The 24,376-nt window shown below is 73.4% G+C and carries 20 protein-coding genes; 7 read left to right on the top strand and 13 right to left on the bottom strand.

Translation table 11 applies throughout. The features are described 5' to 3' along the window. Positions 1-763, bottom strand: a 763-nt coding sequence (locus PV341_RS27690) for a SulP family inorganic anion transporter (protein ID WP_500359255.1), incomplete at its 3' end; no start/stop codon positions are given. Positions 764-875: 112 nt separating this feature from the next. On the opposite strand from PV341_RS27690, the gene PV341_RS27685 reads away from it, so the two are divergent. The 3 genes from PV341_RS27685 to PV341_RS27675 all read left to right on the top strand — a co-directional run bounded on the left by PV341_RS27685 (position 876) and on the right by PV341_RS27675 (position 3,593). Beyond that, entirely contained in the window at positions 876-1,340 is a 465-nt protein-coding gene (locus PV341_RS27685; RefSeq protein WP_500321521.1) for a cyclic nucleotide-binding domain-containing protein, read from the top strand. Positions 1,341-1,547: 207 nt separating this feature from the next. Next, on the top strand, positions 1,548-2,249 hold the full coding sequence (locus PV341_RS27680) for a response regulator (RefSeq protein ID WP_500359254.1): 702 nt from the start codon (positions 1,548-1,550) through the stop codon (positions 2,247-2,249). A gap of 453 nt (positions 2,250-2,702) precedes the next feature. Beyond that, a complete protein-coding gene (locus PV341_RS27675; protein WP_500359253.1) occupies positions 2,703-3,593 on the top strand; it encodes a hypothetical protein in 891 nt (296 codons plus the stop codon). Here PV341_RS27675 and PV341_RS27670 read toward each other — a convergent pair whose 3' ends face one another. The 5 genes from PV341_RS27670 to PV341_RS27650 all read right to left on the bottom strand — a co-directional run bounded on the left by PV341_RS27670 (position 3,594) and on the right by PV341_RS27650 (position 12,366). Then, positions 3,594-5,321 (bottom strand): sensor histidine kinase, encoded by a 1,728-nt coding sequence (locus PV341_RS27670; RefSeq protein ID WP_500321524.1) that lies wholly within the window; start codon positions 5,319-5,321, stop codon positions 3,594-3,596. Positions 5,322-5,408: 87 nt separating this feature from the next. Then, on the bottom strand, positions 5,409-6,410 hold the full coding sequence (locus PV341_RS27665; protein WP_500359252.1) for an MASE1 domain-containing protein: 1,002 nt from the start codon (positions 6,408-6,410) through the stop codon (positions 5,409-5,411). Then, positions 6,407-7,246 (bottom strand): PP2C family protein-serine/threonine phosphatase, encoded by an 840-nt coding sequence (locus tag PV341_RS27660; protein ID WP_500321526.1) that lies wholly within the window; start codon positions 7,244-7,246, stop codon positions 6,407-6,409. Before PV341_RS27660 ends, PV341_RS27665 begins: the two co-directional genes overlap by 4 nt. Before the next feature lie 74 nt (positions 7,247-7,320). After that, positions 7,321-8,322, bottom strand: a complete 1,002-nt coding sequence (locus PV341_RS27655) for a helix-turn-helix domain-containing protein (RefSeq protein ID WP_499514870.1) — start codon at positions 8,320-8,322, stop codon at positions 7,321-7,323. Between the two features lie 177 nt (positions 8,323-8,499). Next, on the bottom strand, positions 8,500-12,366 hold the full coding sequence (locus tag PV341_RS27650) for a S8 family peptidase (protein WP_500359251.1): 3,867 nt from the start codon (positions 12,364-12,366) through the stop codon (positions 8,500-8,502). A 291-nt stretch (positions 12,367-12,657) separates the two neighbouring features. On the opposite strand from PV341_RS27650, the gene PV341_RS27645 reads away from it, so the two are divergent. After that, positions 12,658-13,086, top strand: coding sequence for an aldehyde dehydrogenase family protein (locus tag PV341_RS27645; RefSeq protein WP_500359250.1), 429 nt, complete (start codon positions 12,658-12,660; stop codon positions 13,084-13,086). Positions 13,087-13,219: 133 nt separating this feature from the next. On the opposite strand, the gene PV341_RS27640 is transcribed toward PV341_RS27645, so the two are convergent. After that, positions 13,220-13,708 (bottom strand): TIGR00725 family protein, encoded by a 489-nt coding sequence (locus tag PV341_RS27640; RefSeq protein WP_500321529.1) that lies wholly within the window; start codon positions 13,706-13,708, stop codon positions 13,220-13,222. A 63-nt stretch (positions 13,709-13,771) separates the two neighbouring features. On the opposite strand from PV341_RS27640, the gene PV341_RS27635 reads away from it, so the two are divergent. Then, positions 13,772-14,974, top strand: a complete 1,203-nt coding sequence (locus tag PV341_RS27635) for a glycoside hydrolase family 3 N-terminal domain-containing protein (protein ID WP_500359249.1) — start codon at positions 13,772-13,774, stop codon at positions 14,972-14,974. Between the two features lie 28 nt (positions 14,975-15,002). Here the strand turns inward: PV341_RS27635 and PV341_RS27630 are convergent, their stop codons facing one another. Continuing rightward, the gene (locus PV341_RS27630) at positions 15,003-15,353 is read right to left on the bottom strand and encodes a hypothetical protein (RefSeq protein ID WP_500321531.1); all 351 of its coding nucleotides are present in this window, start codon (positions 15,351-15,353) and stop codon (positions 15,003-15,005) included. 153 nt (positions 15,354-15,506) lie between these two features. On the opposite strand from PV341_RS27630, the gene PV341_RS27625 reads away from it, so the two are divergent. Beyond that, positions 15,507-16,868 (top strand): diacylglycerol/lipid kinase family protein, encoded by a 1,362-nt coding sequence (locus PV341_RS27625; protein WP_500359247.1) that lies wholly within the window; start codon positions 15,507-15,509, stop codon positions 16,866-16,868. 165 nt (positions 16,869-17,033) lie between these two features. Here the strand turns inward: PV341_RS27625 and PV341_RS27620 are convergent, their stop codons facing one another. The 5 genes from PV341_RS27620 to PV341_RS27600 all read right to left on the bottom strand — a co-directional run bounded on the left by PV341_RS27620 (position 17,034) and on the right by PV341_RS27600 (position 22,859). Continuing rightward, positions 17,034-18,062: a LacI family DNA-binding transcriptional regulator gene (locus tag PV341_RS27620; RefSeq protein ID WP_500359245.1), complete on the bottom strand. Its 1,029-nt coding sequence runs from the start codon at positions 18,060-18,062 to the stop codon at positions 17,034-17,036. A gap of 10 nt (positions 18,063-18,072) precedes the next feature. Continuing rightward, positions 18,073-19,158 carry a rhamnose ABC transporter substrate-binding protein gene (rhaS, locus tag PV341_RS27615; RefSeq protein ID WP_500321534.1) on the bottom strand — a complete coding sequence of 362 codons (1,086 nt, stop codon included), beginning with the start codon at positions 19,156-19,158 and terminating at the stop codon, positions 18,073-18,075. 104 nt (positions 19,159-19,262) lie between these two features. Continuing rightward, on the bottom strand, positions 19,263-20,294 hold the full coding sequence (locus tag PV341_RS27610; RefSeq protein WP_500359244.1) for an ABC transporter permease: 1,032 nt from the start codon (positions 20,292-20,294) through the stop codon (positions 19,263-19,265). Then, positions 20,287-21,342, bottom strand: a complete 1,056-nt coding sequence (locus PV341_RS27605; RefSeq protein ID WP_500321536.1) for an ABC transporter permease — start codon at positions 21,340-21,342, stop codon at positions 20,287-20,289. Before PV341_RS27605 ends, PV341_RS27610 begins: the two co-directional genes overlap by 8 nt. Further along, positions 21,339-22,859 carry a sugar ABC transporter ATP-binding protein gene (locus PV341_RS27600; RefSeq protein WP_500321537.1) on the bottom strand — a complete coding sequence of 507 codons (1,521 nt, stop codon included), beginning with the start codon at positions 22,857-22,859 and terminating at the stop codon, positions 21,339-21,341. Before PV341_RS27600 ends, PV341_RS27605 begins: the two co-directional genes overlap by 4 nt. Before the next feature lie 311 nt (positions 22,860-23,170). Here PV341_RS27600 and rhaI point away from each other — a divergent pair, with 311 nt between their 5' ends. Beyond that, positions 23,171-24,337: an L-rhamnose isomerase gene (rhaI, locus tag PV341_RS27595; RefSeq protein ID WP_500321538.1), complete on the top strand. Its 1,167-nt coding sequence runs from the start codon at positions 23,171-23,173 to the stop codon at positions 24,335-24,337. The last annotated feature ends 39 nt before the right edge of the window (positions 24,338-24,376 follow it).

Genomic DNA, 24,376 nt, shown 5'->3' with positions numbered 1-24,376 from the left:
GTCCGGAGGGGACCTCGCCGATGACCGCGATGCCGTGCGCCTCCAGCCCGAAGACGCCGACGACGACCGTGCCGGCGACCACGGCGAGCAGCGGACCGGGCGCGCGGGGGACGTACCGCTGGGCGAGGAAGAGGAAGAGCAGCGCGAACGCGGCGAAGGCCACCGTCCCCGCGTGCGCCTGCGGCAGGTGCGTCACGAAGGAGACCAGTTGGGGGAAGAACTCCTCTCCCGTGACCGGCACCCCGGTCAGCTTGGGCAGCTGGTCGATGATCATGATGCAGGCCACCCCGGCGAGGTAGCCGACGAGCACCGGGCGCGACAGCAGGTCGGCGACGAAGCCCGCCCGTACCGCCCACGCCACCACGGCCAGCAGGCCGACCACCACGGCGAGCGCAGCGGCGAGCACGGCGTAGCGGCCGGGGTCCCCCGCGGCCAGGGGCGCGACGGCGGTCGCCGTCATCAGCGCGGTGGTGGACTCCGGGCCGACCGACAGCTGCCGGGACGACCCCAGCAGGGCGTACAGCGCGAGCGGGGCGAGGGCGGCCCACAGCCCGGCGACCGGCGGCAGCCCGGCCAGTTCGGCGTACGCCATGACCTGCGGCACCAGGTACGCCGCCACCGTGACGCCGGCGAGCAGGTCGCCGCGCAGCCATGCCCTGCGGTAGCCGACGAGGGTGGCCAGGCCCGGCAGCAGTCCGCGCCAACCGCGCTTGGCGGCGGACCTCGCGGGCGGCGGGGCGGGCTTGGAGACGGCGGACGGCATGGGCCCATCCTCCCCGACGACCCCGTGTTGGGGCCGGTCGGCCCCTCCTCGCGCTCCCGGGTGGCGGAGGACCCTGGAGGTGACGTCGTACCGGACGAGAGGGAGGACGGCGATGACCACCACCACGACGGGCCTGCTCGACGCACTGCCCCCGGAGACCCGCGGGCGACTGCTGGAACTCGCGCGCGACGTGTCCTTCCCGGCCCGGGCCCGGATCTTCGAGGAGGGGCACCGGGCCGACCGCTTCTGGATCATCCGTACCGGCTCGGTCGCCCTCGACCTGCACGTGCCCGGCCGGCAGCCCGCCGTGGTCGAGACCCTCGGCCCGGGTGACCTGCTCGGCTGGTCGTGGCTCTTCCCGCCCTACTCCTGGCACCTCGGCGCGCGGGCCCAGAGTCCGGTGCGGGCCGACGAGTTCGACGCCACGGTCATACGGGCGCTGTGCGAGGCCGACGCGGTGTTCGGGCGCGCGGTCGCGCGCCGGGTCGCGCAGATCGTCGCGCACCGGCTGCAGGGGGCCCGCACCCGGCTCCTTGACCTGTACGGTCCGCAGGGCAGCGGCAGCACGGTGCACTGACGGGCGCATGGTCCGTTCGGCCCTGTCGCCGCGGGGCCGCCCGGGGGATGATCCGGGAGTGACCGGGGGATCGGGCGGCAGCGGTGGCGGCGGAGCGCGCGGGCGTGTCTTCTTGATCCCTGTGGACGGAGGAACGCCGGCGCGGCGGGTGCGCGGGCCGGGCGGCGCGAGGCCGCGGGATCGGAAAGAGACGCCCTGGGGGCCGGGATGAGTGAGGCACGGGAGTTCACGGAGCAGGCGCCGATCAGGGTGTTCCTGGTCGACGACCACGAGGTGGTACGGCGCGGCTTGCACGATCTGCTCGACGCCGAGCCGGACATCGAGGTCGCCGGGGAGGCGGGCACGGTCGACCACGCCCTGGCGCGCGCCCCGGCACTGCGGCCGGACGTGGCGATCCTCGACGTGCGCCTCCCGGACGGCGACGGCATCAACGTCTGCCGGGAGCTGCGCTCGCGCATGCCCGGGCTGGCCTGCCTGATGCTGACGTCCTTCGACGACGACGACGCCCTGCTGGACGCGATCATGGCCGGTGCCGCCGGCTACGTGCTGAAGCAGATCAAGGGCTCCGACCTGGTCACCGCCGTCCGCACGGTGGCGTCGGGCCAGTCGCTGCTCGACCCCGCGACCACCGCCCGCCTGATGAACAGCCTGCGCGAGCAGGAGCAGCCGCCGGAGCCGCAGGACGAGGCACTGGCCGGGCTGACCCCTCGCGAGCGGGAGATCCTGGAGCTGATCGGCGAGGGACTGACGAACCGGCAGATCGGCAAGCGGCTGTTCCTGTCCGAGAAGACGGTCAAGAACCACATCTCCCGGATGCTGGGCAAGCTCGGCGTCGAGCGCCGCATCCAGGCCGCCGTGCTCGCCACCCAGCACCAGCCGTCCGGCGGCCCGCAGGGTTCCGCCCCCTGAGACGCCGGGACTCCGCGCGCCGGTGAGCGGCGACCGCTCGGCGTGGGCACCACCGTTTCCCCGCGCCGAGTGGGCACCATCGGCAAGCACCGGTCCTGCTGGGCAGCGCCCGTGGCCCCCGCCTCGCGGCGTCGGCGCGCACCGAGGCGGAGCAGACGTGACCGCCGCGGCCCGTGCTCGCCACCCAGGCCCGGCCGTCGCGCGGCCCGCAGGGTTCCGCCCCCTGAGACGCCGGGACTCCGCGCGCCCGTGAGCTGCGGCCCCCAGCGCCCGGGTGCCGCCGTTCGCCTCGCGGCGGTGGCGCGCCCGTGTGCGGTCGGCTGTGCGGTCGGCGCGGGACGCGGGGCCCCGCGAGGATGCCCTGGCGGGCCCAGGCGGTAGGGCCGGTCGGCCCTCCCTGTGGGGGGTCGCGACGTGCAAGGTGGGAGACGCATCATCCGGAGGGAGCCCGCCATGAATCCCACCACACTCAACGGGGCGACCCTGGAGAAGCTGATCTCCGCCGCTGTGGCGGCCCCTTCGTTCCGCGGGAGCCGGCCCTGGCGGTACCGCCTCGATCCGGAGATTGGCACGTTCCAGGTCCGCGCGGTCCCCGAACCGGGGGTGCCGGAGTCCGAAGCGGCGGCGCGCGCCCTGCACGTGTCCGTCGGCGCCGCGGTGTTCAACCTGCGGGTCGCGCTGGCCCACTTCGGCTGGGAGCCTGCCGTGCAGCTGCTGCCCGTACCCGGCGACGCCGACCTGCTCGCCGCCGTGCGCCCGATCGGCCCGCTCCGCGTCGGCGACCGCCCGTACCGGGACCTGTACGACGCGATCTGGCGCCGGCACAGCTGCCGTACGCCGTACTTCGCGCACTGCCCGACGGGGGCGGTGGTGCTGGAGCTGATCGACGCCGCGCACGCGGAGGGCGCGTCGCTGACCCTGCCGCGCGCCGAGGAGGCCCTGCGGCTGCTGCGGCTGACCGCGGAGGCGGAGCAGCGCGGCACGACGGGCACGGGCCGCGCCGTGGGTTCCGGGGGCCGGGTCCACGAGGACGCGGGGGCCGGAGCGGCCGCCGTCGATCCCGAACGGCGGCCCCTGGTCGCGGCGCTGTGCACGCCCCACGACTCGTGCGCGGACTGGCTGCGGGCGGGGCAGGCGATGGAGCACGTGGTGCTCCTGGCGACGGCGCACACCGTCCACGCGACGCTGCTGCACGAGGCGATGGAGTGGCCTGACCTGCGGGCGGCGATGCGGACCACGGACTGCGGTCCGGGCCTGGTGCAGATGCTCATCCGGTTCGGCGCCGCGGCGTCCGGGGCCGGTGCGTCGCGGGTGCCGGCCCACGAGGCCGCGGAGCGGGGCTGATCAGCGCGTACGGCCACCGTCCGACGGCACCCGCCACACCAGGCGGGTGCCGCCGTGGTCAGGTGTCTCGAGCGTCATCGTGCCGCCCAGCTCCTTCGCGCGCCGCTCGAGGTTGGCCAGTCCGCTGCGGCGCCCGTCCTCGGGGACGCCGACGCCGTCGTCGCTGACCGTCAGGGTCAGCGTGCCCGAGCCGACGACCAGGGAGACCTCCGCGGCACCGGCCCTGGCGTGGCGGGCCACGTTCGACAGAGCCTCGGCCAGCACCGCCACCACGTGCTCGGCGACCGCGGCGGGCACGTCCGTGTCGATCAGCCCCTCCATGCGCAGGGACGGGGTGAAGCCCAGGCCGGGCACCGCCTCCTCCACCGCCTTCGCCGTCCGCACCCGCAGCCCCTGGCGGCCGGGGCCGGTCTCGTGGCTGCGCAGACCGAAGATCGTGGAGCGGATGATCTTGATCGTCTCGTCCAGGTCGTCCACCGCCCGCAGCAGCCGCTCGCTCGCCTGCGGGTGGTCCACGAACCGCATCGCGCTCTGCAGCGTCATCCCGGTCGCGAACAGCCGCTGGATCGCCAGGTCGTGCAGGTCGCGGGCGATCCGGTCGTGGTCCTCCAGGAGGACCAGCTGCTCGGCCGCCCGGCGGCGCTCGGCCAGCTCCATCGCCAGGGCCGCCGAGCCCGCGAAGCCCAGCAGCGGCGCGGTCTCCGCCTCCGTGAAGGGCGCCTCCCCCTCGGCGCGGGCCAGCAGCAGCGCACCGCGCACCCCCTGCGGGGTCGCCATCGGCACGGCCACCGCGGGGCCCAGGCCGCCGAACCGCGGCGGGCCCGCCACCACCCGCGGATCGCGCTGGATGTCGACGCTGGTCAGCGGCTCGTTCGCGGCCATGGCCGCCCCGGTGAACGATCCCTCGCGGGGCAGCGTCAGCCCCTGGTGGGTGTCGGCGTCGATGCCGGTGGCGATCGCCATCGTGATGCCGTCGCCGGTCCCGGCGGGCAGCGCCAGCACGCCGAGGTCCGCGCCGAGGATGCTCCGGGCGTGCTCCACGATGAGCTCCAGCACCGCGTCCTCGTCGATGCCCGACAGCAGGCCGCCGGTGATCTCCGCGTTCGCCTCCAGCCACCGCTGCCGCGACCTCGCCTCCTCGTACAGCCGGGCGTTGTCGATCGCCACCCCGGCCGCCACCGCCAGGGTGGACAGCACCGTCTCGTCCTCGCCGTCGAACTCCTTGCCGCCCCGCTTCTCCGTCAGGTACAGGTTGCCGAACACCTCGTCGCGGATCCGGATCGGCACCCCCAGGAAGGAGTGCATCGGCGGGTGGTTCGCCGGGAAGCCGTGGGAGGCCGGGTGCTGCGCGATCTCCTCCAGGCGCAGCGGCACCGGGTGGCGGATCAGCTCGCCCAGGATGCCGTGGCCCGAGGGCAGCGGCCCGATCGCCTTGATCTGCTCGTCGCTGACGCCCGCCGTCAGGAACTGGGCCAGCCGCGCGTCGTCGCCGATCACGCCCAGCGCCCCGTACTCGGCGTCCACCAGCAGGACCGCGGCCTCCACGATGCGCCGCAGCACCTGTGGCAGGTCCAGCTCCCGCCCGACCGACAGCACCGCCTCCAGCAGGCTGTGCACCCGGTCCCGCGTCCCCCGCACCGCGTCGATGCGCGATTGCAGCTCGTCCAGCAACTCGTCCAGCTGCAGCCGTGGCAGGCCCTCGGCGTCCTTGCCGCCGTCAGTCCCCACCGGCACCTCCGTCCGCTGTGGCGGCCCTCGTGGGGCCCCCTCTCAAAGTAGCGCCACCCCGGCGGGAGGACGCGCGGAACGGCTCTGCTACTCGTGGCCGCGCTCGCCGGGCGGCACGGCCGCCCAGTGCTCGATCTTCTCGTCGGGCGCGAGGCGGGACAGGGCCTCGCCGAGCCTGCGGCAGACCTGCTCGATCTCTCGGCGGGTGTGCTCCCGTTCGGTGACGGTCGCCGACAGCAGCAGGGCGGTCAGCGCGGCGGACCCGTTGAAGGCCTGGAGGGTCACCATCTTGGCGAACAGGTCGAGTCCGGCGAACGGGCCGGACCCGTCCGCCGCGGCCGCGATCGCGATGAGCGAGGTGATCAGGACGCAGGGCGCGGCGCCGGCCAGCTGGAAGCGGAACGCGGCCCAGATCAGCAGCGGGGAGACGAGGAAGAGCAGTCCCGGCGTGCTGTGCGTGGCGACGAACGTGACGAGCGCGGTGCCCGCCACGAGCGCCGCCGCCTCCGCCCAGCGGTACGGCGGGACCCCGCGCGGCGCCTGGACGGTGCGCAGGACGAGCAGCAGCGGCGCGATCACCAGCACGCCCATCGCGTCGCCGGTCCACCAGACCGACCAGGTGGACCAGAAGGCGCCCACCGGCACGGCACCGGAGGCCACCAGCACGCCGCTGCCGATCGTCGCGCTGATCAGCATCCCCCCGAGCGCGCCGAGGAACACCAGGGCGAGCGCGTCCTGCAGCCGGTCGAGTTCGACGCGGAACCCGACCCTGCGCAGCAGCAGGCAGGCGCACACCGGAGCGAGGGTGTTGCCCGCCACGATCCCCAGCACGGGCAGGAACGACGGCCCGATCGCGATGTTCACGGCGAACGCGCCGATCGCGACGCCCGGCCACAGCCGGATCCCGCCGAGCAGCAGTCCGACCAGGGCGATCCCGGTCGGTGGCCACATCGGGGTGACCTGACCGCGCACCAGTTGCTGCTCCAGGCCGATGCGGGCCCCGCCGTAGTAGGCGGCGGCCATCACCAGGATCCACAGGGCCGTGGCCCGGTGCCGCCGGAGCCCCTCGCCGTGGCCGTCGGCGGTCATCGCGGTGCCGTCCCGCAGGGACCGCCGTGGCCGAGGACGAGTACGGCGGCGTCGTCGCTGTGCCCGGTGAGGTCGGCCACGGCGATCACCCGGGCGGCCAGTTCGTCGGGGTCGGCGGTGCAGCCGGCGGCGGCCAGGTCCGCCACACGGGCCAGCCCCTCGTCGAGGGGATGGCCGGGTCCCTCCACCACGCCGTCGGTGACCAGCACGAAGGCACCGGTGCCGGCCAGGACGCGGCGTGTCGACGGGTACTTCTCGCCGTCGAGGATGCCCAGCGGCAGGCCGCCCTCGTCGAGCACGACCTCGCAGTGGCCGTCGTCGGTGGCCCACACCGCCGGGACGTGCCCGGCGCGGGCGTCGACCAGTTCGCAGGTCGCGGGGTCGAAGCGGAGGAAGGTGCACGTCACGAAGAGCCCGGAGCCCATGGAGATCAGCAGGTCGTTGGTGCGGGCGAGCACCTCCGCGGGCTCCGTGGTCGCGACGGCGACGGCGCGCAGGCAGGTGCGCACCTGGCCCATGTAGGCGGCGGCCTCGACGTCGTGGCCCTGCACGTCGCCGATCGCGCAGCCGACGCTGCCGTCCGGCATGGGGAACACGTCGTACCAGTCGCCGCCGATGTCGAGCCCGTCACGCGCGGGGGCGTACCGGCCCGCCACGCGCAGCCCCGGGACGGCCGGGAGCGCGGCGCGGAGGGTGTGCCGCTGGAGAGCGGCCGCCAGCTCCACCCGAGCCTGCTGCATCTTGATCCGCTCCAGGATGCGGCCGGTGAGCTGTCCGAGTGTGTTCAACAGCTCCTCGGCGCTGCTGCTGGAGGGAGCGGTGTGACGTCGGGACATGGCACCAACGCTCCGGGGCCTTGGGCACTCGCGCCACTTCTCACCCTACGCCCGCGGCCCCTCCGCACCCCTGGTCAGAGCCAGCCGCGGCGGGCCGCCTGCCATGCGAGCTGCATGCGGGTCGCGGCGCCTGCCAGCGTCATCATGTGCTGGATGTGGCGCTGGACGGTGCGCCGGCTCAGGCCCATCTGGCTGGCGATGGCCTTGTCCGCCACGCCCGCGACGAGCAGCGACAGCAGCCGGCGGTCGGTCTCGCTCAGCGGGTCGGAGCCGTCCGCGTCGTCGGCGCCGCTCATCGCGCCGGACGCGCTGACGTGCAGCGGTACCGCGTCCTCCCAGTAGCGTTCGAACAGCGCGGTCAGCGCCTCCAGGAGGCTGCTGTCGCGCAGCAGCGCCGCGGTCGGCTCGTTCGGGCTGCCGTGCGGGCCGCCGGGGACCAGGGGGCAGATGGCGATGGTGCGGTCGGCGACCGCGAGCCGCAGCGGCAGATGGGGCACGGAGCGGGCTATCTCCCCGGCCTGGACGCCCTCAACAACGTTGTCAATGGCCCCGTCGTCGTCGAAGAACGCCCGCTCGTACAGGACGCGGTACCGCACGCCGCGGGCGAGGGCGTCGTACTCGGCGCGGTTGCTCCCCGAGGGCATGGCGACGTACTGCGCCTTGCAGAACCAGAGCATCTCGTGGCGCGCGTTCTCCTGCATCTGCCGCAGGTGCTGGCGCAGCGCCTGGCTGCCGGTGATGACCTCGATGAGCTGGCCGGCGTCCTGGCGGCGCGCCGTACTGCGGTAGCTGTCCAGCAGGTCGGTGACCGCGGTGCGGGCCTTGTCGAGGGCGTCGGCCTGGCGTTGCAGACGCGGCAGCAGGGCCACGTCGGGCGGGGTGGCGGCGTAGTGCCGGGGGCGGTTGTCGGTGGGGCTGGCGAGCCCCTTGGTGGCGAGGGAGGCGAGGACGCCCTCCGTCTGCCCGGGCGGGAGGCCCGTCTGTACCGCGACGTCGTCCGCCGAGGCGGTCGCGGTGGTGACCAGAAGCCGGTAGACGGTCTCCTCGACCGCGGTGAGGCCAGCCGCCTCGAGCATGCCGCGTTCCTCCGGGTCCGAACGGGTCCGCACGGCATGCGCACAGGGCGGGCACAAGCCGTACATTTCGTTAAAGGCCGGACTATACCCGGGAAATGTTTCGTGCCAATGGCGCGGCGGGTGCCGGGGCCCACACTCCCCTGCACCCGCCGCTGTGTCAACGGTGACGCCCCACCGTCACCGTCCTCCGGAGGCCCGTGCGCCGCTGTGCAGGTACGCGCGGTCCACCGTCTGCCGGACGCTGTTGCCGGCCGCGTCGGTCGCGGTCACGCGCAGCGTCACGTAGGCGTCGCCGCGCACCCGCGACGGACGCTCCACGGTGGCGGTGAAGCCGCCACCCTTGCGGGCCGTGCCCGCCCGGGTCCAGGTCCGCCCGTCGTCGTAGGACGTCTCCACCCGCAGGGTCACCCCGCGCGGCGCGGCCATGCCGTCCTGCATCCGCACGTTCAGGCCCAGCTGGTACCGGCGGGCGGGGCCCACCGCGTTGCGGGCGTCGACCGGCACCGCGTAGTCGACCTGCAGCAGGGGCAGCAGCGTCGTGTCGGCGGCGGAACCGGAGCGGAAGGACCACGAGGTGCGGGTGCCGGCGCCGAAGCGCCAGTCGTCCGATACCCGGGTGGTCGCCAGGTCCAGCCGGTACTTCGCGTCGCCCGCCGGCACCTCGAAGTCGCCCCACGCGCCCTGGTCGGACGCGGCGATCTGCTTCCCGTCGCGGTAGAGCACCGCGGTGGCGGTGTCGTCCACCGGCGCTCCGTCGCCGACGCGGGCCGCGCCGGTTCCGATGCCGCCACCGAGGCCGTTGAGCTCGTAGAACGAATAGTGGCCGGTGCCGGAGTCGTTGAACTCCGGAACGAAGACGGACAGGGTGTTGCCGTTGCGCACCGACGGCCAGGCCGCGCCGCGCGGAATCGACGGACGGACCACGGCCCCGAACCAGCGCTCCGTGGCCTTCTGACCGGACCGGTAGGTGCGCGGCACGTCCCGCATGCCTGCCCCGAGCGGGGTGTCCATGCCGAAGACGACGTTGTGGTGCACGGTGTGGCGCCACAGGGTGTCCCCGCCGGTCACGTACTCCACGCGCTCCCGGCCCGTCGGCACCTCACGGCTGTACTGGTTCCAGGCGGTGTCCTGGTACGGACGCCACCCGAAGCGCTGCTCGCTCGCCCACTGCGAGGCGCCGGTACGGGTGTAGGTGCTGCGGACCACGGCGCTCTCGCGCTCGGAGACGGTGTGCACCAGGTTCTTCGGAACGAAGCCCTTGGACACCTGCATCACGTCGTACAGGTACGGGCTGCGCACCGTGCCGGAGAACTCCACCGTGGTGGTGCGCTTCTTGATGCGCTTGAGGAGCGCGGTGCCCTCCGCCGTGCCGGCGCGCATGGTCGGCAGGGCCATGCGGTCACCGGTCGGGCTCCACCGGGTCCAGGGGTAGAAGCCCTCCTCCACGACCAGCATCAGCGCCTTGGCCCCGGCCTCCTTGGCCGCCTTGGCGAGCTGCCGGTCGTCGGAGAAGTCCCAGCGGACCACGGCCAGCTTGCCGCGCACGCCGGCCTTCTTCAGCTCGGCCGCGGTGCCGGTGCCGGCGTCGACGGCGGTCAGCTTGGCACCCTTGTCGTCGAAGGCCGGGGACGCGGGCACGTAGTACGGGGTGAAGGCCGGCGACGTGCCGGAGACCTTCGCCCGCAGTTGCGGGGCGACCAGCTGCCAGCGCGAGGCGAACTCGAAGTCGCCGTCGGTGACGCGCGCGGTGGGGCTGACGTAGATCCGCTTGGCGATGTCGAAGAACATCACGCCCTGGATCAGGCCGTTGCCGTCGATCTTCCGGTACGTCTGGTAGCTGAGGATGCCGCGCTGCTCGGCGGGCCGGGGCGTGCGGATCTTCACCTCGGTGACCTTGGAGGCGTCGAGCGTCACCGTGGTGTCCTTGGTGACCTTCACCTCCGGGTTGACCACCTCGCGGAGCTCCTGGCCGTCGGCGGCCCTGTCCAGCGTCCCGAAGCTGAGCTGGTAGGTGCCCTCCTCGACCTCGGCGACGGCGGGCTCGACGCCGCTGTACTGCACGAACCCGTCGGCGCCCCAGATCGTCGGCGCCGCGCCCTCGATGACCTTGCCGTCGCGGTCGCGGGCGACCACGGTCAACTTGTGCTTGGGGGCGTGCACGTTGAGGCTGACGGTGGTGTGGGCGACAACCGTGCCGTCGGCCGCCGCGGCGGTGACGTAGCCGTAGTACTTCCCGCGCGCGGCGTGGGCCGCGTCGGTGCTCAGCGGGACGTCGGCGGTGGCACCGGGCGCGAGGCTCACGGTGCCGGAGCCGAGGGTGACGACCCCGTCGGGCAGCGCGCGCCCGGTTCCGGTGGACAGCTTGACGGCCAGCTTCAGATCGACCGTCTTGTCACCGGTGTTGGTGTAGCGCACGGTGGCCGCCTGCTGCCGTCCCGCCGTCCCGCCGTTCTGGACCGGGGGCAGCGCGACCGTGCCGGTCGCGGTGATCGGGCCGATGGCGGTGGCCAGGTCGATCCGGCCGCCGCCCTGCTCGGTCACCTTGGTGCCGGGCACCGTGCGCGAAGTGCTGATCAGCGCGTCCTTGATCTGCTGCGCGCCCCAGCCCGGGTGCTGCTGCGCCAGCAGCGCCGCGGCGCCCGCGACGTGCGGAGTCGCCATCGACGTGCCCGAGGCGGCGACGTAGTTCGCGTCGACCGGGTCGCCCATGGTGGTGCCCGCGGCACGGGCGGCCACGATGCCCACGCCCGGGGCGGTCACGTCGGGCTTGACGGCGCCGTCGCCGAAGCGCGGGCCGCGGCTGGAGAAGGAGGCGAGGGAGTCGTCCCGGTCGACGGCGCCCACGGTCAGCGCGGCGTCGGCAGCGCCCGGCGAGCCGACGGTGGACGGCCCCGGGCCGGCGTTGCCCGCGGCGATGACGAACAGCGTGTCCGTCGACGCGGTCAGGGTGTTGACGGCCTGGCTCATCGGGTCGGTGCCATCGGTCTGGATGTCCGCACCGAGGCTCATGTTGACGACCTTGGCGTGCTCGCCCGCCGCCCACTCCATACCGTCGATGACCTGCGACTCCGAGCCCGAGCCGTCGTCGCCGAGCACCTTGCCGACCAGCAGGTCGGCCTTGGGCGCCACGCCCCGCCGGGTCCCCGCCGACGCCGCACCGGTGCCGCCGACGGTCGAGGCGACGTGCGTGCCGTGCCCGAAGTGGTCATCGGTGTTCGCGCTGTCGGAGAAGTTCCTGGCCTCCGCGATCCGCCCCGCGAGATCGGGGTGGTTCGCGTCGACACCGGTGTCCAGCACCGCGACCTTCACACCCTGGCCCTCGTACCCGGCCTTCCACGCGGCGGGCGCGTTGATCTGCGCGGTGCTGCGGTCCAGGACCGCCTTCACCTTGCCGTCCAGCGAGACCCGCGGGGTCACCGCGGCCCGGGCGGCGTCCGAGGTCCCGCCGCCGGGGTTCAGCGTCTTCCAGAAGGCGCCGAGTTCGTCGCCGGCGACCCGGAGGGAGCGGGCGTCGATGCTCTCCAGGGTGCGCGCGGACGTCTTGTCCGCGCGGAGCGCCACCAGCCGGTCGGCGGTCGCCCCGGCGGTCTTCGCCGCCTGCGACGTCACGCGGGCCCCGTCCCGTGACGGCTCGGGCCGCGAGGAGACGATCAGCGGCAGCGTGGAGGTGTGCGCCTCGTCGTATCCGGCGGCGATCAGTGCCGTCACGTTGAACAGCCGGCGGTCAAGGGTGCCCGCGGACACCAGTGCCTCGGCGTCGAACGGCATGACGGTCAGCGATTTGTCGTCGGCTTCCAGCGTGCGGAAGGGGATGTGTTCGCGGCCAGGTCCGGGCTGGACCGAGGCGGTCCTCCGCCCACCGGGCAGCGACGTCACCGTCACCCGGTCACCGCTCACCAGCCGGACGGTGGTGGAGGACGTCCCGTCACGGTCGGCGGATCGCGCCGGGCCGTCCGGGGTGGTCCCTGCGGAGGCGGTCGTCGAGCCTCCGAGCGTCACCACCAGCACTGTCGATATCGCCGCCGTGAGGCGGAACCATGCCATCAGCCAAACACCTTTCGTACAGCTCCGGGTCACGCGCTGTCCGACAGAATCTGCCGATGCCGGGGAGGTGTCACCGGGTATCAGCTGTCACAGCTGGGACATGTCCCAACGGCGACACGGCGCGGTTCGGGCAACCTGCGACGACCCCCGCCAGGGCACGGCGAACCATCCGGTGATGGTACGAACCACCCCCAAAGGGCGGGCCCTGCCGGTCCAGCGGCGCCTGATGGCGGAGCCGCGCGCGGGCGCGGACCGGACGGCCGTGGGCGATCCCGCGACCCGAGGTCCCTCGTGCGGCTGCCGACGCCAGGCGCCCGGCAGGGCGCGGCTCGCCGCCCGGGCCCGTCTGCCCGGGGAGGTGGCCCAGGCCGCCGCGCCGCGGGCCAGGAGCGCGGCCCCGACCCCGGCGACACGCGCCCCCTACGGCCCGCCGAGGCCCTCGCGAACGGATGCGGACGGCCTTCGCCACTCCCCCGCCCGCGCCCGGCTCGTGACGGGCGGCCCCGGGACCCCCGGGGGCCCGGAGGGCGGGTACCACGTGCGTCCCGCCGTCTTCGCCGACGTCGACGACGCGTTGCGGACCGACGTGCGGAGACCTTCGGTCCGGTGCCGGTCGTCATCCCCTGCGACGACGAGGACGAGGCCGTCCGCATCGCCAACGACTCCCCCGTACCGGCTGGGCGGCGAGGTGCGGACGGCGAACCGGGAGCACGGCCTTGAGGTCGCGCGGCAGTTCCGCACGGGCACCTTCCACGTCGACGGCGCCGCGGCCGTGAGCTCGGCGCGGCAGGGCCGGCCCGCTGCACCGACCTGAAGACCATCGCGCTCCGACCCGCGGTGCCTCCCCCGTCGCTCAGCCCCCGGAGGAGGTCTCCGCCAGCGCGGCCTCCACCGCATCGACGGCCTCCTCCGGGGAGGCCGCCCGCAGGAACGTCTCCCCGGCCGGGGGCCCCTGCACGTCCCAGCCGTCGACCACGACGACGGGCTTGCCGGTCCGCAGGGCGAGCGCCACCTCGCTCAGGGTGCCCCAGCTGCCGCCGACCGCCACCACGGCGTCGGCGGCGGCGACGACCAGGCCGTTGCGGAGCTCGCCGAGGCCGGTGGCGATCGCCACGGAGAGGGACGGGTCACCCGCCCGGCGGTCCCGGCCCGGGAGGAGTCCGACGGTGGTCCCGCCGTACGCGCGGGCTCCCTCGGACGCGGCGCCCATCACCCCGCCGAGGCCGCCGCAGACGACGACGGCGCCGCGCCGGGCAAGGAGTTCGCCGACCCTGCGGGCGACCTCGCGCTCCGGCTCCCCGGCCTCCGCGGGCCCCACCACGGCGACGTAACGGCTCGTCATGACCCCTCCCCCGGCGTCCCGCTCCGATTGACACAACGGACAATCAGGATATTCGCTGCATGTGTGACCTCGTACGCCCTCACGCCCCGACGCGTGTCCCTCGCCCTGCTGGCCACCACGCTGGCTCTGACCGCCTGCGAGGGGGCGCCGTCCGCCCCGGAGTCCATGGTCGCCACGGGGCGCGCGGCCGCCACCGCCACCCCGAAGGGGTCCTGCGTCGACCGGGTCCTGGCCGCGATGAACGACACCCAGCGTGTCGGTCAGCTCTTCATGGGGGCGGCCCAGTTGCCCTCGCCGCCGAAGGCGGACCAGGACGCGATGCGGTCGTACGCCGTCGGGTCGGTGTTCCTCGCGGGGCGCAGCACGGCCGGCGTGACGAAGACCCGGACCCTGGTGGACGGGCTGCAGAAGTCGCTCGGGCAGACGGTGGCCGGGCAGCGGGTCGGCCTGCTGGTCTCCACGGACCAGGAGGGCGGTCAGGTGCAGGTCCTCAAGGGCACCGGCTTCTCCACCATCCCCAGCGGGAAGACGCAGGGCACCTGGTCCACCGCCACGCTGCGCTCGCGCGCGGAGGGCTGGGCGAAGGAGCTGAAGAAGGCGGGCGTCAACGTCAACCTGGCCCCCGTCGCCGACATCGTCCCCACCTCGATCGGCACCGCGAACGCCCCCATCGGCCGCTACGGCCGCCAGTTCGGCGCGACGTCCGGCGTGGTGTCCCCGCACGTCACGGCGTACGTCCAGGGCTCGAAGACGGCCGGGGTGCTGACCACGCCCAAGCACTTCCCGGGCCTCGGCAGCGTCAAGGGCAACACGGACACGACCGCCTCGGTGACGGACACGACGCTGACCCGCACCGGCAGCAACATCGCCCCCTTCCGCGCGGGCATCTCCGCGGGCGCGGGGCTGGTGATGGTGTCGCTGGCGACGTACAAGCGCATCGACCCCAAGCACAAGGCCGTCTTCTCCTCGCTGATCGTCGATCAGACCCTCCGCCGCGACCTGGGCTTCAAGGGCGTCATCATCTCCGACGACCTCGGCAAGGCCGCCTCCGCCCAGTCCGTCGCCCTCGGCCAGCGCGCCCTGTCCTTCCTCCGCGCCGGCGGCGACCTCACCCTCACCGTCTCCCCCAAGGGCATCCCCACGATGGCCGAGGGCATCCGCTACGCCATGCGCCACGAACCGAAGGTGCGGACGCTGGTCGCGAACAGCGTGCGGCGGGTGCTCACGGCCAAGCAGGCGGCGGGGGTGCTGCGCTGCACGAGCTGATACCGCGGCGCCGGCCCCGGGCCGCAGGTCAGCCGGCCTCGATCCGCGCCGCCAGCGCGGAGAGCATCGAGGTCAGCTCCCGGGCGGACACCACGGTGTTCTCGAACTGGCCGTACTTGTCGCAGAGCTCGAACGCGCCGTCGTCGCGTCCGCGCACGAACGCCGTCGTGGTGTTCACCGACGAGCCGGGAGAGTCCCCGGACACCACCCGCTCCACCGCCTCCAGGAACAGCCGGACGCTGTGGGCCCGCTTGCCGAACGAGATCGCCAGCGTCTCCACCGACCACAGCAGGTTCTCGTCCGCCGGCGGTGTACGCGTGGGCTTGCAGAAGCCGTCGCTACGGGGGAAGTCCCAAGCGGCGGCGTCACCTTCGGTCACGGGCTCGGACTCCTTCGGGAGGGGGACGGTGACGGTACGTGAGGTCCGCCGCCGGATGCCTGGGGACCGTAGCACCCCGGGACGGGGCCGGATCGACACCCGGGGGAACGGCCGGGATGGCGGGGCGGGGCCGTCCGGTGGCACTGTCGGAGCATGGAGCACCTCTCGCGCAGGCACGTCGCACAACGCTGGCTCGCCCGCTTGGCCCTGGCCGCGGCGGGGGCGGCCGTGGCGCTGCCGCTGGTGGTCGCGGGGCTGCGCAGCATCGCGTTGGTGGGCGCCGCGCTGGGCGGCACCGCGGTGACGGCGGCAGGGGCGTGGTGGGTGCTGACCCGCCGCGGTGTGGTGCGGGCGCTGGCCGTACTGCTGACCGTGGTGACCCCGCTGGCCGTCCTCGCCTTCTACGACCGGGCCAATCTGCTCTGGGTCGTGGTCACCTCGCTGGCGCTGTGGGCGCTGGCCGTCGGCGCCGGGCGCAACGCGGTGCGCGCCACCCGGGCCCATGAGGCACGGCTGCGGGAACGGATCGCGGCCCGGCCGCGGCGACCGTTCCTGATCATGAACCCGCGCTCCGGCGGCGGCAAGGTCGGCGCCTTCGGGCTGAAGGAGAAGGCGGAGGCGCTCGGCGCCCGGGTCGTGCTGCTCGACCCCGAACACCCGCAGGACGTCGCCGAGCTGGCCCGGCAGGCGGCCGACGAGGGCGCCGACCTGCTCGGGGTGGCCGGCGGGGACGGCACGCAGGCGCTGGTGGCCGGGGTGGCCGTCGAACGGGGACTGCCGTTCCTGGTGATCTGCGCGGGCACCCGCAACCACTTCGCCATGGACCTGGGTCTGGACCGCGCCGACCCCGCGGCCTGCCTGGACGCGCTCAGGGACGGCGTGGAGCTGCGGGTCGACCTCGGCTACGTGGGCGACCGGCCCTTCGTCAACAACGTGTCGTTCGGCGCCTACGCGGCCGTCGTGCAGAGTCCCGCGTACCGGGACGACAAGGTCGGCACCATCCTGGAACTCCTGCCCGACCTGCTCACCCACCGCGCCGGGCCCCGGCTGACGGCCACGGCCGGGGACACCGTCGTCGACGAGCCGCAGGCCGTGCTGGTGAGCAACAACCCGTACCGGACCGACGACCCGGCCGGGCTCGGCCGCCGGGACCGTCTCGACACCGGTCTGCTGGGGTTGCTCGGCGTCAAGGTCGACAACGCGGCCCAGGCCGCGGGGCTGCTGATGGGCCCGCGGGTCGCCTCCGGGCTCACCGTGGCGACGGCGCGGGAGGTGGTGACCACGGCCGACGCCGACGAGATCGACGCGGGCGTGGACGGCGAGGCGCTCGTGCTGCCCACGCCCGTGCGCTGCCGCATCCGCCCCGGCGCGCTGCGGGTCCGGGTGCCCCGCGGCCGCCCGGGGGTGCCGGCCACGGGCGTGCGCACGGACTGGCGCCGGCTGCGCAAGCTCGCGCTGACCATGGGCCGCACCGCGGCCGGACGCCCGGATCGGCCGGGTTGGCCCAGCGCCTGATCGGGCCGGTGGCCCCGGCGACGCGGAGACCCGCACCGGCACCGGTGCTCCCGGGCCAGCGACCGATCCCGTCCCCGTACGCACGTGCGCGCGGATCAGCGGCCGGGCGGCCGAAACCAGCGCCGCACCGCAACCCGGCCCGGACCGGCCCCCGGACGGGCCGGCTCAGCGCCTGATCAGGCTGGAGTCCCGGACCACCAGCTCCGGCTGGAGCACGACCCGGCGATGCTGGTGCTCCCGGGCCTGCGGCCCGGTCTCCTCCAGCAGCATCCCGGCGGCCAGCGCGCCCATGTTCGTGGCGGGCTGCCGCACGGAGGTGAGCGGCACGGCCGCCGCGGCCGCGAACTCGATGTCGTCGTAGCCGACGATGGCCATCTCGCCGGGGACGTCCACCCCCGCCGCGTACAGCGCCTGCAGCACCCCGAGGGCGAGCAGGTCGTTGGCGCAGAACACGGCGGTCGGCCGCTCCGGGAGGCCGAGCAGGCGGTGACCGGCGTCCCGTCCGGCGACGACGTCCAGCCGTTCGGTGGGCAGTTCGCGCAGGGTCTCCGGCGGCAGCCCGGCCTCCGCCAGGGCGGCGAGCGCGCCCTCGCGCCGGTCGCGGACCTGGTGAAGGTGCCCGGGGCCGGAGACGTACGCGATCCTCCGGTGCCCGGCCGCCGCCAGGTGGCCGACGGCCATCCGGCCGCCGGCCACGTCGTCCACCGACACCGAGCACTCGGCGGTGCCCGCCGCCACCCGGTCGACGAGGACGAAGGGGATGCGGTGCCGCCGGAACGCGGCGAGGTTGCCGCCGTCGGCGTCGGCCGGCGTCACCAGCACCCCGCGTACCCGCTGCTCCGCGAAGAGCGACAGGTACGCGGCCTCCTCCTGCGGGTTCTCCGCGCTGTTGCAGACCATCACGCCGAGCCCCGCCGCCCGGGCCGCCCGTTCCGCGCCGCGTGCCACGTCGACGAAGAACGGGTTGCCCATGTCGAGCACGAGCAGGGCCATGATCCTGCTGCGGCCCGCCCGCAACTGCCGGGCGGACTCGCTGCGTACGTACCCCAGCCGGGCGATGGCGCGCTGCACACGGACCCGGGTGGCCTCGGGGACCGCGTCCGGCCGGTTGATCACGTTGGAGACCGTGCCCACGGACACCCCCGCCTCACGGGCGACGTCCTTGATCCCCACCGTGCGGCCCTTCTCCGCCACGCCCCGGCTCTCAGAACTTGAACTGGTCGACGTTGTCCTTGGTGAACACGGTCGGCTTGCCGAGCACCACCACGCCGTCCTTGCCGATGGTGTAGCTGCCCAGGTCACCGGCCTTGAAGGTCTGGCCCTCCGCACCGGAGATCTGGCCGGAGGACAGGGCGACCGCGGCGTACGAGGCGAGCGAGCCGAGCTTGGCCGGGTCCCACAGCTCGAAGGCCTCGACGGTGCCGTTCTTGACGTAGGCGCGCATGTCGTTGGGCGTGCCGAGGCCGGTCAGCTTGACCTTGCCCTTGTACTTGGAGCCCGCCAGGTACTGGGCGGCCGCCTTGATGCCCACCGTGGTCGGGGAGATGATGCCCTTCAGGTTGGGGTACTGCTGGAGCAGGCCCTGGGTCTGCTGGAAGGACTGCTGGGCGTCGTCGTTGCCGTAGGCGACCTTGACCAGCTTGACGTCCTTGTACTTGGGGTCCTTGAGCTCGTCCTTCATGAAGTCGATCCAGGTGTTCTGGTTCGTGGCGGTCTGCGCCGCCGAGAGGATCGCGATCTCGCCCTTGTAGCCGATCTGCTCGGCCAGCAGCTGCACCTCGGTGCGGCCCAGGTCCTCGGAGCTGGCCTGCGACACGAACAGGTCGCGGCACTCCGGCTTGGTGTCCGAGTCGTAGGTGACGACCTTGATGCCGTTCTTGCGGGCCTGGTTCAGCGAGGTGCACAGCGCGCCCGGGTCCTGCGCGGAGACGGCGATCGCGTCGACCTGCTGCTGCGTCAGGGTGTTGACGTAGCTGACCTGGCCGGCGGTGTCGGTGCCGTTGCTGGTGCCGACCTCCTTGTAGGTCGAGCCCAGCGCGTCCAGGGCCTGCTTGCCGCCGCCGTCGGCGATGGTGAAGTACGGGTTGTTGACCTGCTTGGGCAGGAAGGCGACGGTCAGGCCCTTCTTGGTCGCCGCGTTGGGGTCGGCCGACGCGGTCGCCTTGGCTCCGCCGCCGCTGTCCTTGGAGGAGTTCTTGGTGGTGCCGCCGCAGGCCGTGGCGCCGAGCGCGACGGCCGCGGTCACGGCGACGACGACGGTGGCGCGACGGGTGAGGGTTCTGCTGGACATGGTGATCCTTTCGCCTCCGGAGCGGGTGCCGGAGTGAGGACGGGACGGGGTGCGGGTGGTGGTGCTGGTGGTGCCGTGTGACGGGTGCGGGGTGAGGTGGGGGTTCACGAGGCGGCGAGCGCGGCCGGGGCCTCGTCGCCCGACCTCCTGCGCGCCCTGGCCTGCGAGACCTGACGGCCGATCCTCGGGGCGAGGACGGAGATCACCAAGAGCACGCCGGTGACGACGATCTGGGACTGGGCCGAGACGTTGAGCAGGCTCATGACGTTCTGGCCGGCGCCGAGCAGGAACACCCCGGCGATCGCGCCGCCCAGGGTGCCCTTCCCGCCGTCGAAGTCGATGCCGCCGAGCAGGACCCCGGCGATGACGGACAGCTCCAGACCGGTGGCGTTGTCGTAGCGCGCGCTGGCGTAGTGCAGGGCCCAGAAGATCCCGGTGAGGGAGGAGACCAGACCGGTCGTCACGAACATCGCCAGCTTCAGCCGCCGCACGCGCACACCCGCGAACCGAGCCGCCTCCTCAGAGGCGCCGACGGCGAACAGGGAACGTCCGAAGGGGGTCGCGTGGAGCACGAGGACGGCGACCAGCAGCAGGACGGCGAAGGGGATCGCCGCGTACGGGATGAAGGTGCCGTCGATCCGGCCGGCGCCGAAGTCGAGGTACTGCTGCGGGAAGTCGGTGACGGAGTCGGCGCCGAGCACGATCTGCGCGATGCCGCGGTAGGCGGCCAGCGTGCCGATGGTGACGGCGAGCGAGGGCAGGCCGAGCCGGGTCACGAGCAGGCCGTTGACCAGGCCGCACAGGGCGCCGAGGAGCAGGCAGAGCGGGATGATCGTCTCGATCGCCATGCCGCCGTTCCACAGCGCGCCCATCACGGCCCCGGACAGGCCGGCGGTGGAGCCGACGGACAGGTCGATCTCGCCGGAGACCACGAGCATGGTCATCGGCAGCGCGATGAGCGCGATCGGCAGGGTGTTGCCGATCAGGAAGGACACGTTCAGGGCGTTGCCGAAGTTGTCCACGAAGGAGAAGGAGCAGATCAGCAGGACGACGAGCAGGGCGCCGACCGCGGTGTCCCAGCGCACCGCGCCGCCGAGGCGGGCGAGCGGGGCGGGGGCCTTGGTGGTCTCAGGCATGGTGGGCACTCCTCATCTGTGCGGCCCGCTTGCGGAGGACGCCGGCCACCCGCAGCGCCACGATCCGGTCGACGGCGATGGCGAGCAGGAGCAGGACGCCGTCGATGGCCAGCACCCACACCGAGCTGACGCCGATGGAGGGCAGGACGCTGTTGATCGAGGTCAGCAGCAGGGCGCCGAGCGCGGCGCCGTACACGGTGCCGGAGCCGCCGGTGAAGGCGACGCCGCCGACCACCACGGCGCTGACGACGGTCAGTTCGTAGCCGTTGCCGGTGCCGGAGTCGACGTTGCCGAACCGGGCGAGGTAGAGCGCGCCGGCGAGTCCGGCGAGCGCCCCGCACACCACGTACGCGGTCAGGATCCGCTTGCGGACCGGCACGCCGGCCAGCCGGGCGGCCTCCGGGCTGGAGCCCAGCGCGTACAGGTCGCGGCCGCCGCGGTAGCTGCGCAGGTAGTAGCCGACCGCGACCAGCACCGCGAGCGTCAGGAGCGCGAGGTAGGGGACCACCGACAGGCCGTCGTGACCGAAGTCGACGAAGCTCGCCGGCAGGTCGCCCGCGGTGATCTGACGGGATCCGACCCAGATGGAGTCGATGCCGCGGATGATGTAGAGCGTGCCCAGGGTCACCACCAGGGCGGGGACCTGACCCAGACTCACCAGCAGGCCGTTGAGCAGGCCGAAGAGCACGCCGAGCGCGACCGCGATGAGCACGGCGACCAGCGGGTTGCCGCCGCCGTGCAGGTAGGTGCCGGCGGCGAAGGCCGAGATGCCGAGCACCGAGCCGACCGACAGGTCGACGTTGCGGGTGATGACGACCATGGCCTGGCCGATGGCGACCAGCACGAGGATGGTGGCGTTCAGCAGGAGGTCCTTGACGCCCTGCTGGGACAGGAACTCGCTGTTGTAGACCTGGGTCGCGGCCAGCATGACCACGAGCACGGCGAGCACGGCGAGCGCCCGCAGTTTCAGCACCCGGTCCAGGAAGCGGCGGGACGCGGTCGGTTCGTCCGCGGCGATCTGCTGCGGGGTGTCGGCGGTCACGGTCACGCCGCCCTCCTCACGCGGCCGGTGGCCGCCGCCATCACGGATTCCTCGGTCGCCTCCGACCGGGGGATCTCGGCCGTCAGTCGTCCCTCGTGCATCACCAGGACGCGGTCCGCCATGCCGAGGATCTCCGGCAGGTCGGAGGAGATCATCAGTACGGCCACGCCCTCGGACGCGAGCCGCGACAGCAGCCGGTGCACCTCGGCCTTGGTGCCGACGTCGATGCCGCGCGTGGGCTCGTCGACGATCAGCACCCCTGGCGCGGTGGCGAGCCACTTGGCGAGGACGACCTTCTGCTGGTTGCCGCCCGAGAGCGTGCCGACGACGTCGGCCAGCCGGGCGTACTTGACCTGGAGCCGGACGGCCCAGTCCAGCGCGCGGCTGCGCTCGGCGCTGCGGCTCATCAGACCGCCCCTGGTGGTGGCGGCGAAGCCGGTGAGGCCGATGTTGCGCTCGATGGACATGTCCATCACCAGGCCCTGGGCCCGGCGGTCCTCGGGGACCAGAGCGATCCCCGCGGCCATGGCCAGGCTCGGCGCGCCGCCGCGCAGCGGCTTGCCGTCGACGACGACCTCCCCGGCGTCCCTGCGGTCCACGCCGAAGATCGCCCGGGCGACCTCGCTGCGCCCGGCGCCGACGAGGCCCGCCAGGCCCACGATCTCGCCGCGGCGCACCTCGAAGGAGACGTCGGTGAAGACACCTTCGCGGGTGAGCCGGCGCACGCTGAGGGCGACCTCGCCGATCTCGGCGTCCTGCTTGGGGTAGAGCTCGTCCAGGTCGCGGCCGACCATGCGGCGCACCAGGTCGTCCTCGGTGAGCCCGTCGAGGGGCTCGCTGGCGATCCACGCGCCGTCCCGCAGGGTGGTGACCCGCTGGCAGAGGGCGAAGATCTCCTCGAGGCGGTGGGAGATGAAGAGCACCGCGGCGCCCTGCTCGCGCAGGGACTTGACGACGCCGAAGAGGCGGGCGACCTCACTGCCGGTGAGCGCGGCGGTCGGCTCGTCCATGATCAGGACGCGGGCGTCGAAGGAGAGCGCTTTGGCGATCTCCACCAACTGCTGGTCGGCGATGGACAGTCCGCGCGCCGGCTGTTCCGGGTCGAGGTCCACGCCGAGGCGGCGGAAGAGATCGGCCGCGGCCTCGCGCACGGCCTTGTGGTCGACCCTGCCCAGCGAACGGCGGGGCTGGCGGCCGACGAAGATGTTCTCGGCCACCGACAGGTCGGGGAAGAGCGTCGGCTCCTGGTAGATGACGGCGACCCCCGCGTCACGGGCGTCCCCCGGGCCGTGGAACTCCACGGGCCGGCCGTCGAGCAGCACCGTGCCGGTGTCCGGGCGGTGCACACCCGCGAGGGTCTTGATCAGTGTCGACTTGCCGGCGCCGTTCTCGCCCGCCAGGGCATGGGCCTCGCCGGCGTGCAGCCGGAGCGACACACCGCGCAGAGCGCGAACGGCACCGAAGGACTTGCTCACCCCCTCGAGCGCGAGCACCGGAGTGGTCTCCGGTTCGGGGTGCGTCATTGCGCCCTCCTGCTATGAAATGTTTCAACGGAGTTGCCGGGAAGCTAGCCCCGCCCTGCGAAGGCGTCAAGAGCCGCCGCCTCCCCCGCCTGACCTGCACCCTCGTGAAACCCGCAGGTAACAGGCCTGACAATGCCGCACGAACAGCAACAACGCGCTTTTGCAGCACGGATGACACGATTCAATAACGGGGATCGAGACCGGTGGACCTCTTGACGGCCACCGGTGGACGTGGATAGCTTCACAGGCGAATGAATCGATTCACTGAAGCCGGTTCACTGAGCCGATTCACCGAGCCATCCGAGGTGGACATGCCTGACATCGCAGCCGTCAAGGCCGCACTCACAGCCCAGCGGATCGAGACGCCGTCCTGGGGTTACGGCAATTCCGGCACCCGTTTCAAGGTCTTCGCCCAGGCCGGGGTGCCCCGTGACCCGTACGAGAAGCTCGACGACGCTGCGAAGGTGCACGAGTTCACCGGCGTCGCCCCCAAGGTGGCCCTGCACATCCCCTGGGACCGGGTGGACGACTACACCGCGCTCGGCGCCCACGCCAAGGAGCGCGGGCTGGAGTTGGGCGCGATCAACTCCAACGTCTTCCAGGACGACGACTACAAGCTCGGCAGCGTGTGCCACCCCGACCCCCGGGTCCGCCGCAAGGCCACGGACCACCTGCTGGAGTGCGTCGACATCATGGACGCCACCGGCTCCGCCGATCTCAAGCTCTGGTTCTCCGACGGCACCAACTACCCCGGCCAGGACGACATCGTGGGCCGCCAGGAGCGTCTCGCCGAGGCCCTCACCGAGGTCTACGAGCGGCTCGGCGACGACCAGCGGATGCTGCTGGAGTACAAGCTCTTCGAGCCGGCGTTCTACACCACCGACGTCCCGGACTGGGGCACCGCCTACGCGCACTGCCTCAAGCTCGGCCCCAAGGCGCAGGTCGTCGTCGACACCGGCCACCACGCGCCGGGCACCAACATCGAGTTCATCGTCGCCTTCCTGCTCAGCCAGGGGAAGCTCGGCGGATTCGACTTCAACTCCCGCTTCTACGCCGACGACGACCTGATGGTCGGCGCCGCCGACCCCTTCCAGCTCTTCCGGATCCTGCACGAGGTCGCCAAGAACGGCGGCCTCGATGCGGCGACCGGCGTGGCCTTCATGCTCGACCAGTGCCACAACATCGAGGCCAAGATCCCCGCGGTCATCCGCTCGGTGATGAACGTCCAGGAGGCCACCGCCAAGGCCCTCCTGGTGGACCTCGACGCCCTGGGCGAGGCACAGCGCTCCGGTGACGTGCTCGCCGCCAACGCCGTGCTCATGGACGCGTACAACACCGACGTGCGCCCTCTGCTGCGCGAGGTGCGCGAGGAGCGCGGCCTGGCCCCCGACCCCGTCGCCGCATACCACGCCTCCGGCTGGCAGGAGCACATCGTGGCCGACCGCGTCGGCGGCACCCAGGCCGGCTGGGGCGCGTAGGCCCTGCCCGCCTGACGCCCGTCCTCCCCGCCCCTCCTC

This window comes from Streptomyces sp. PA03-1a (assembly GCF_033792805.1).
GTDB lineage: Bacteria > Actinomycetota > Actinomycetes > Streptomycetales > Streptomycetaceae > Actinacidiphila.
The sequence above is the reverse complement of the archived record's forward strand: the minus strand, read 5'-3'. Positions and strand labels throughout refer to the sequence as shown.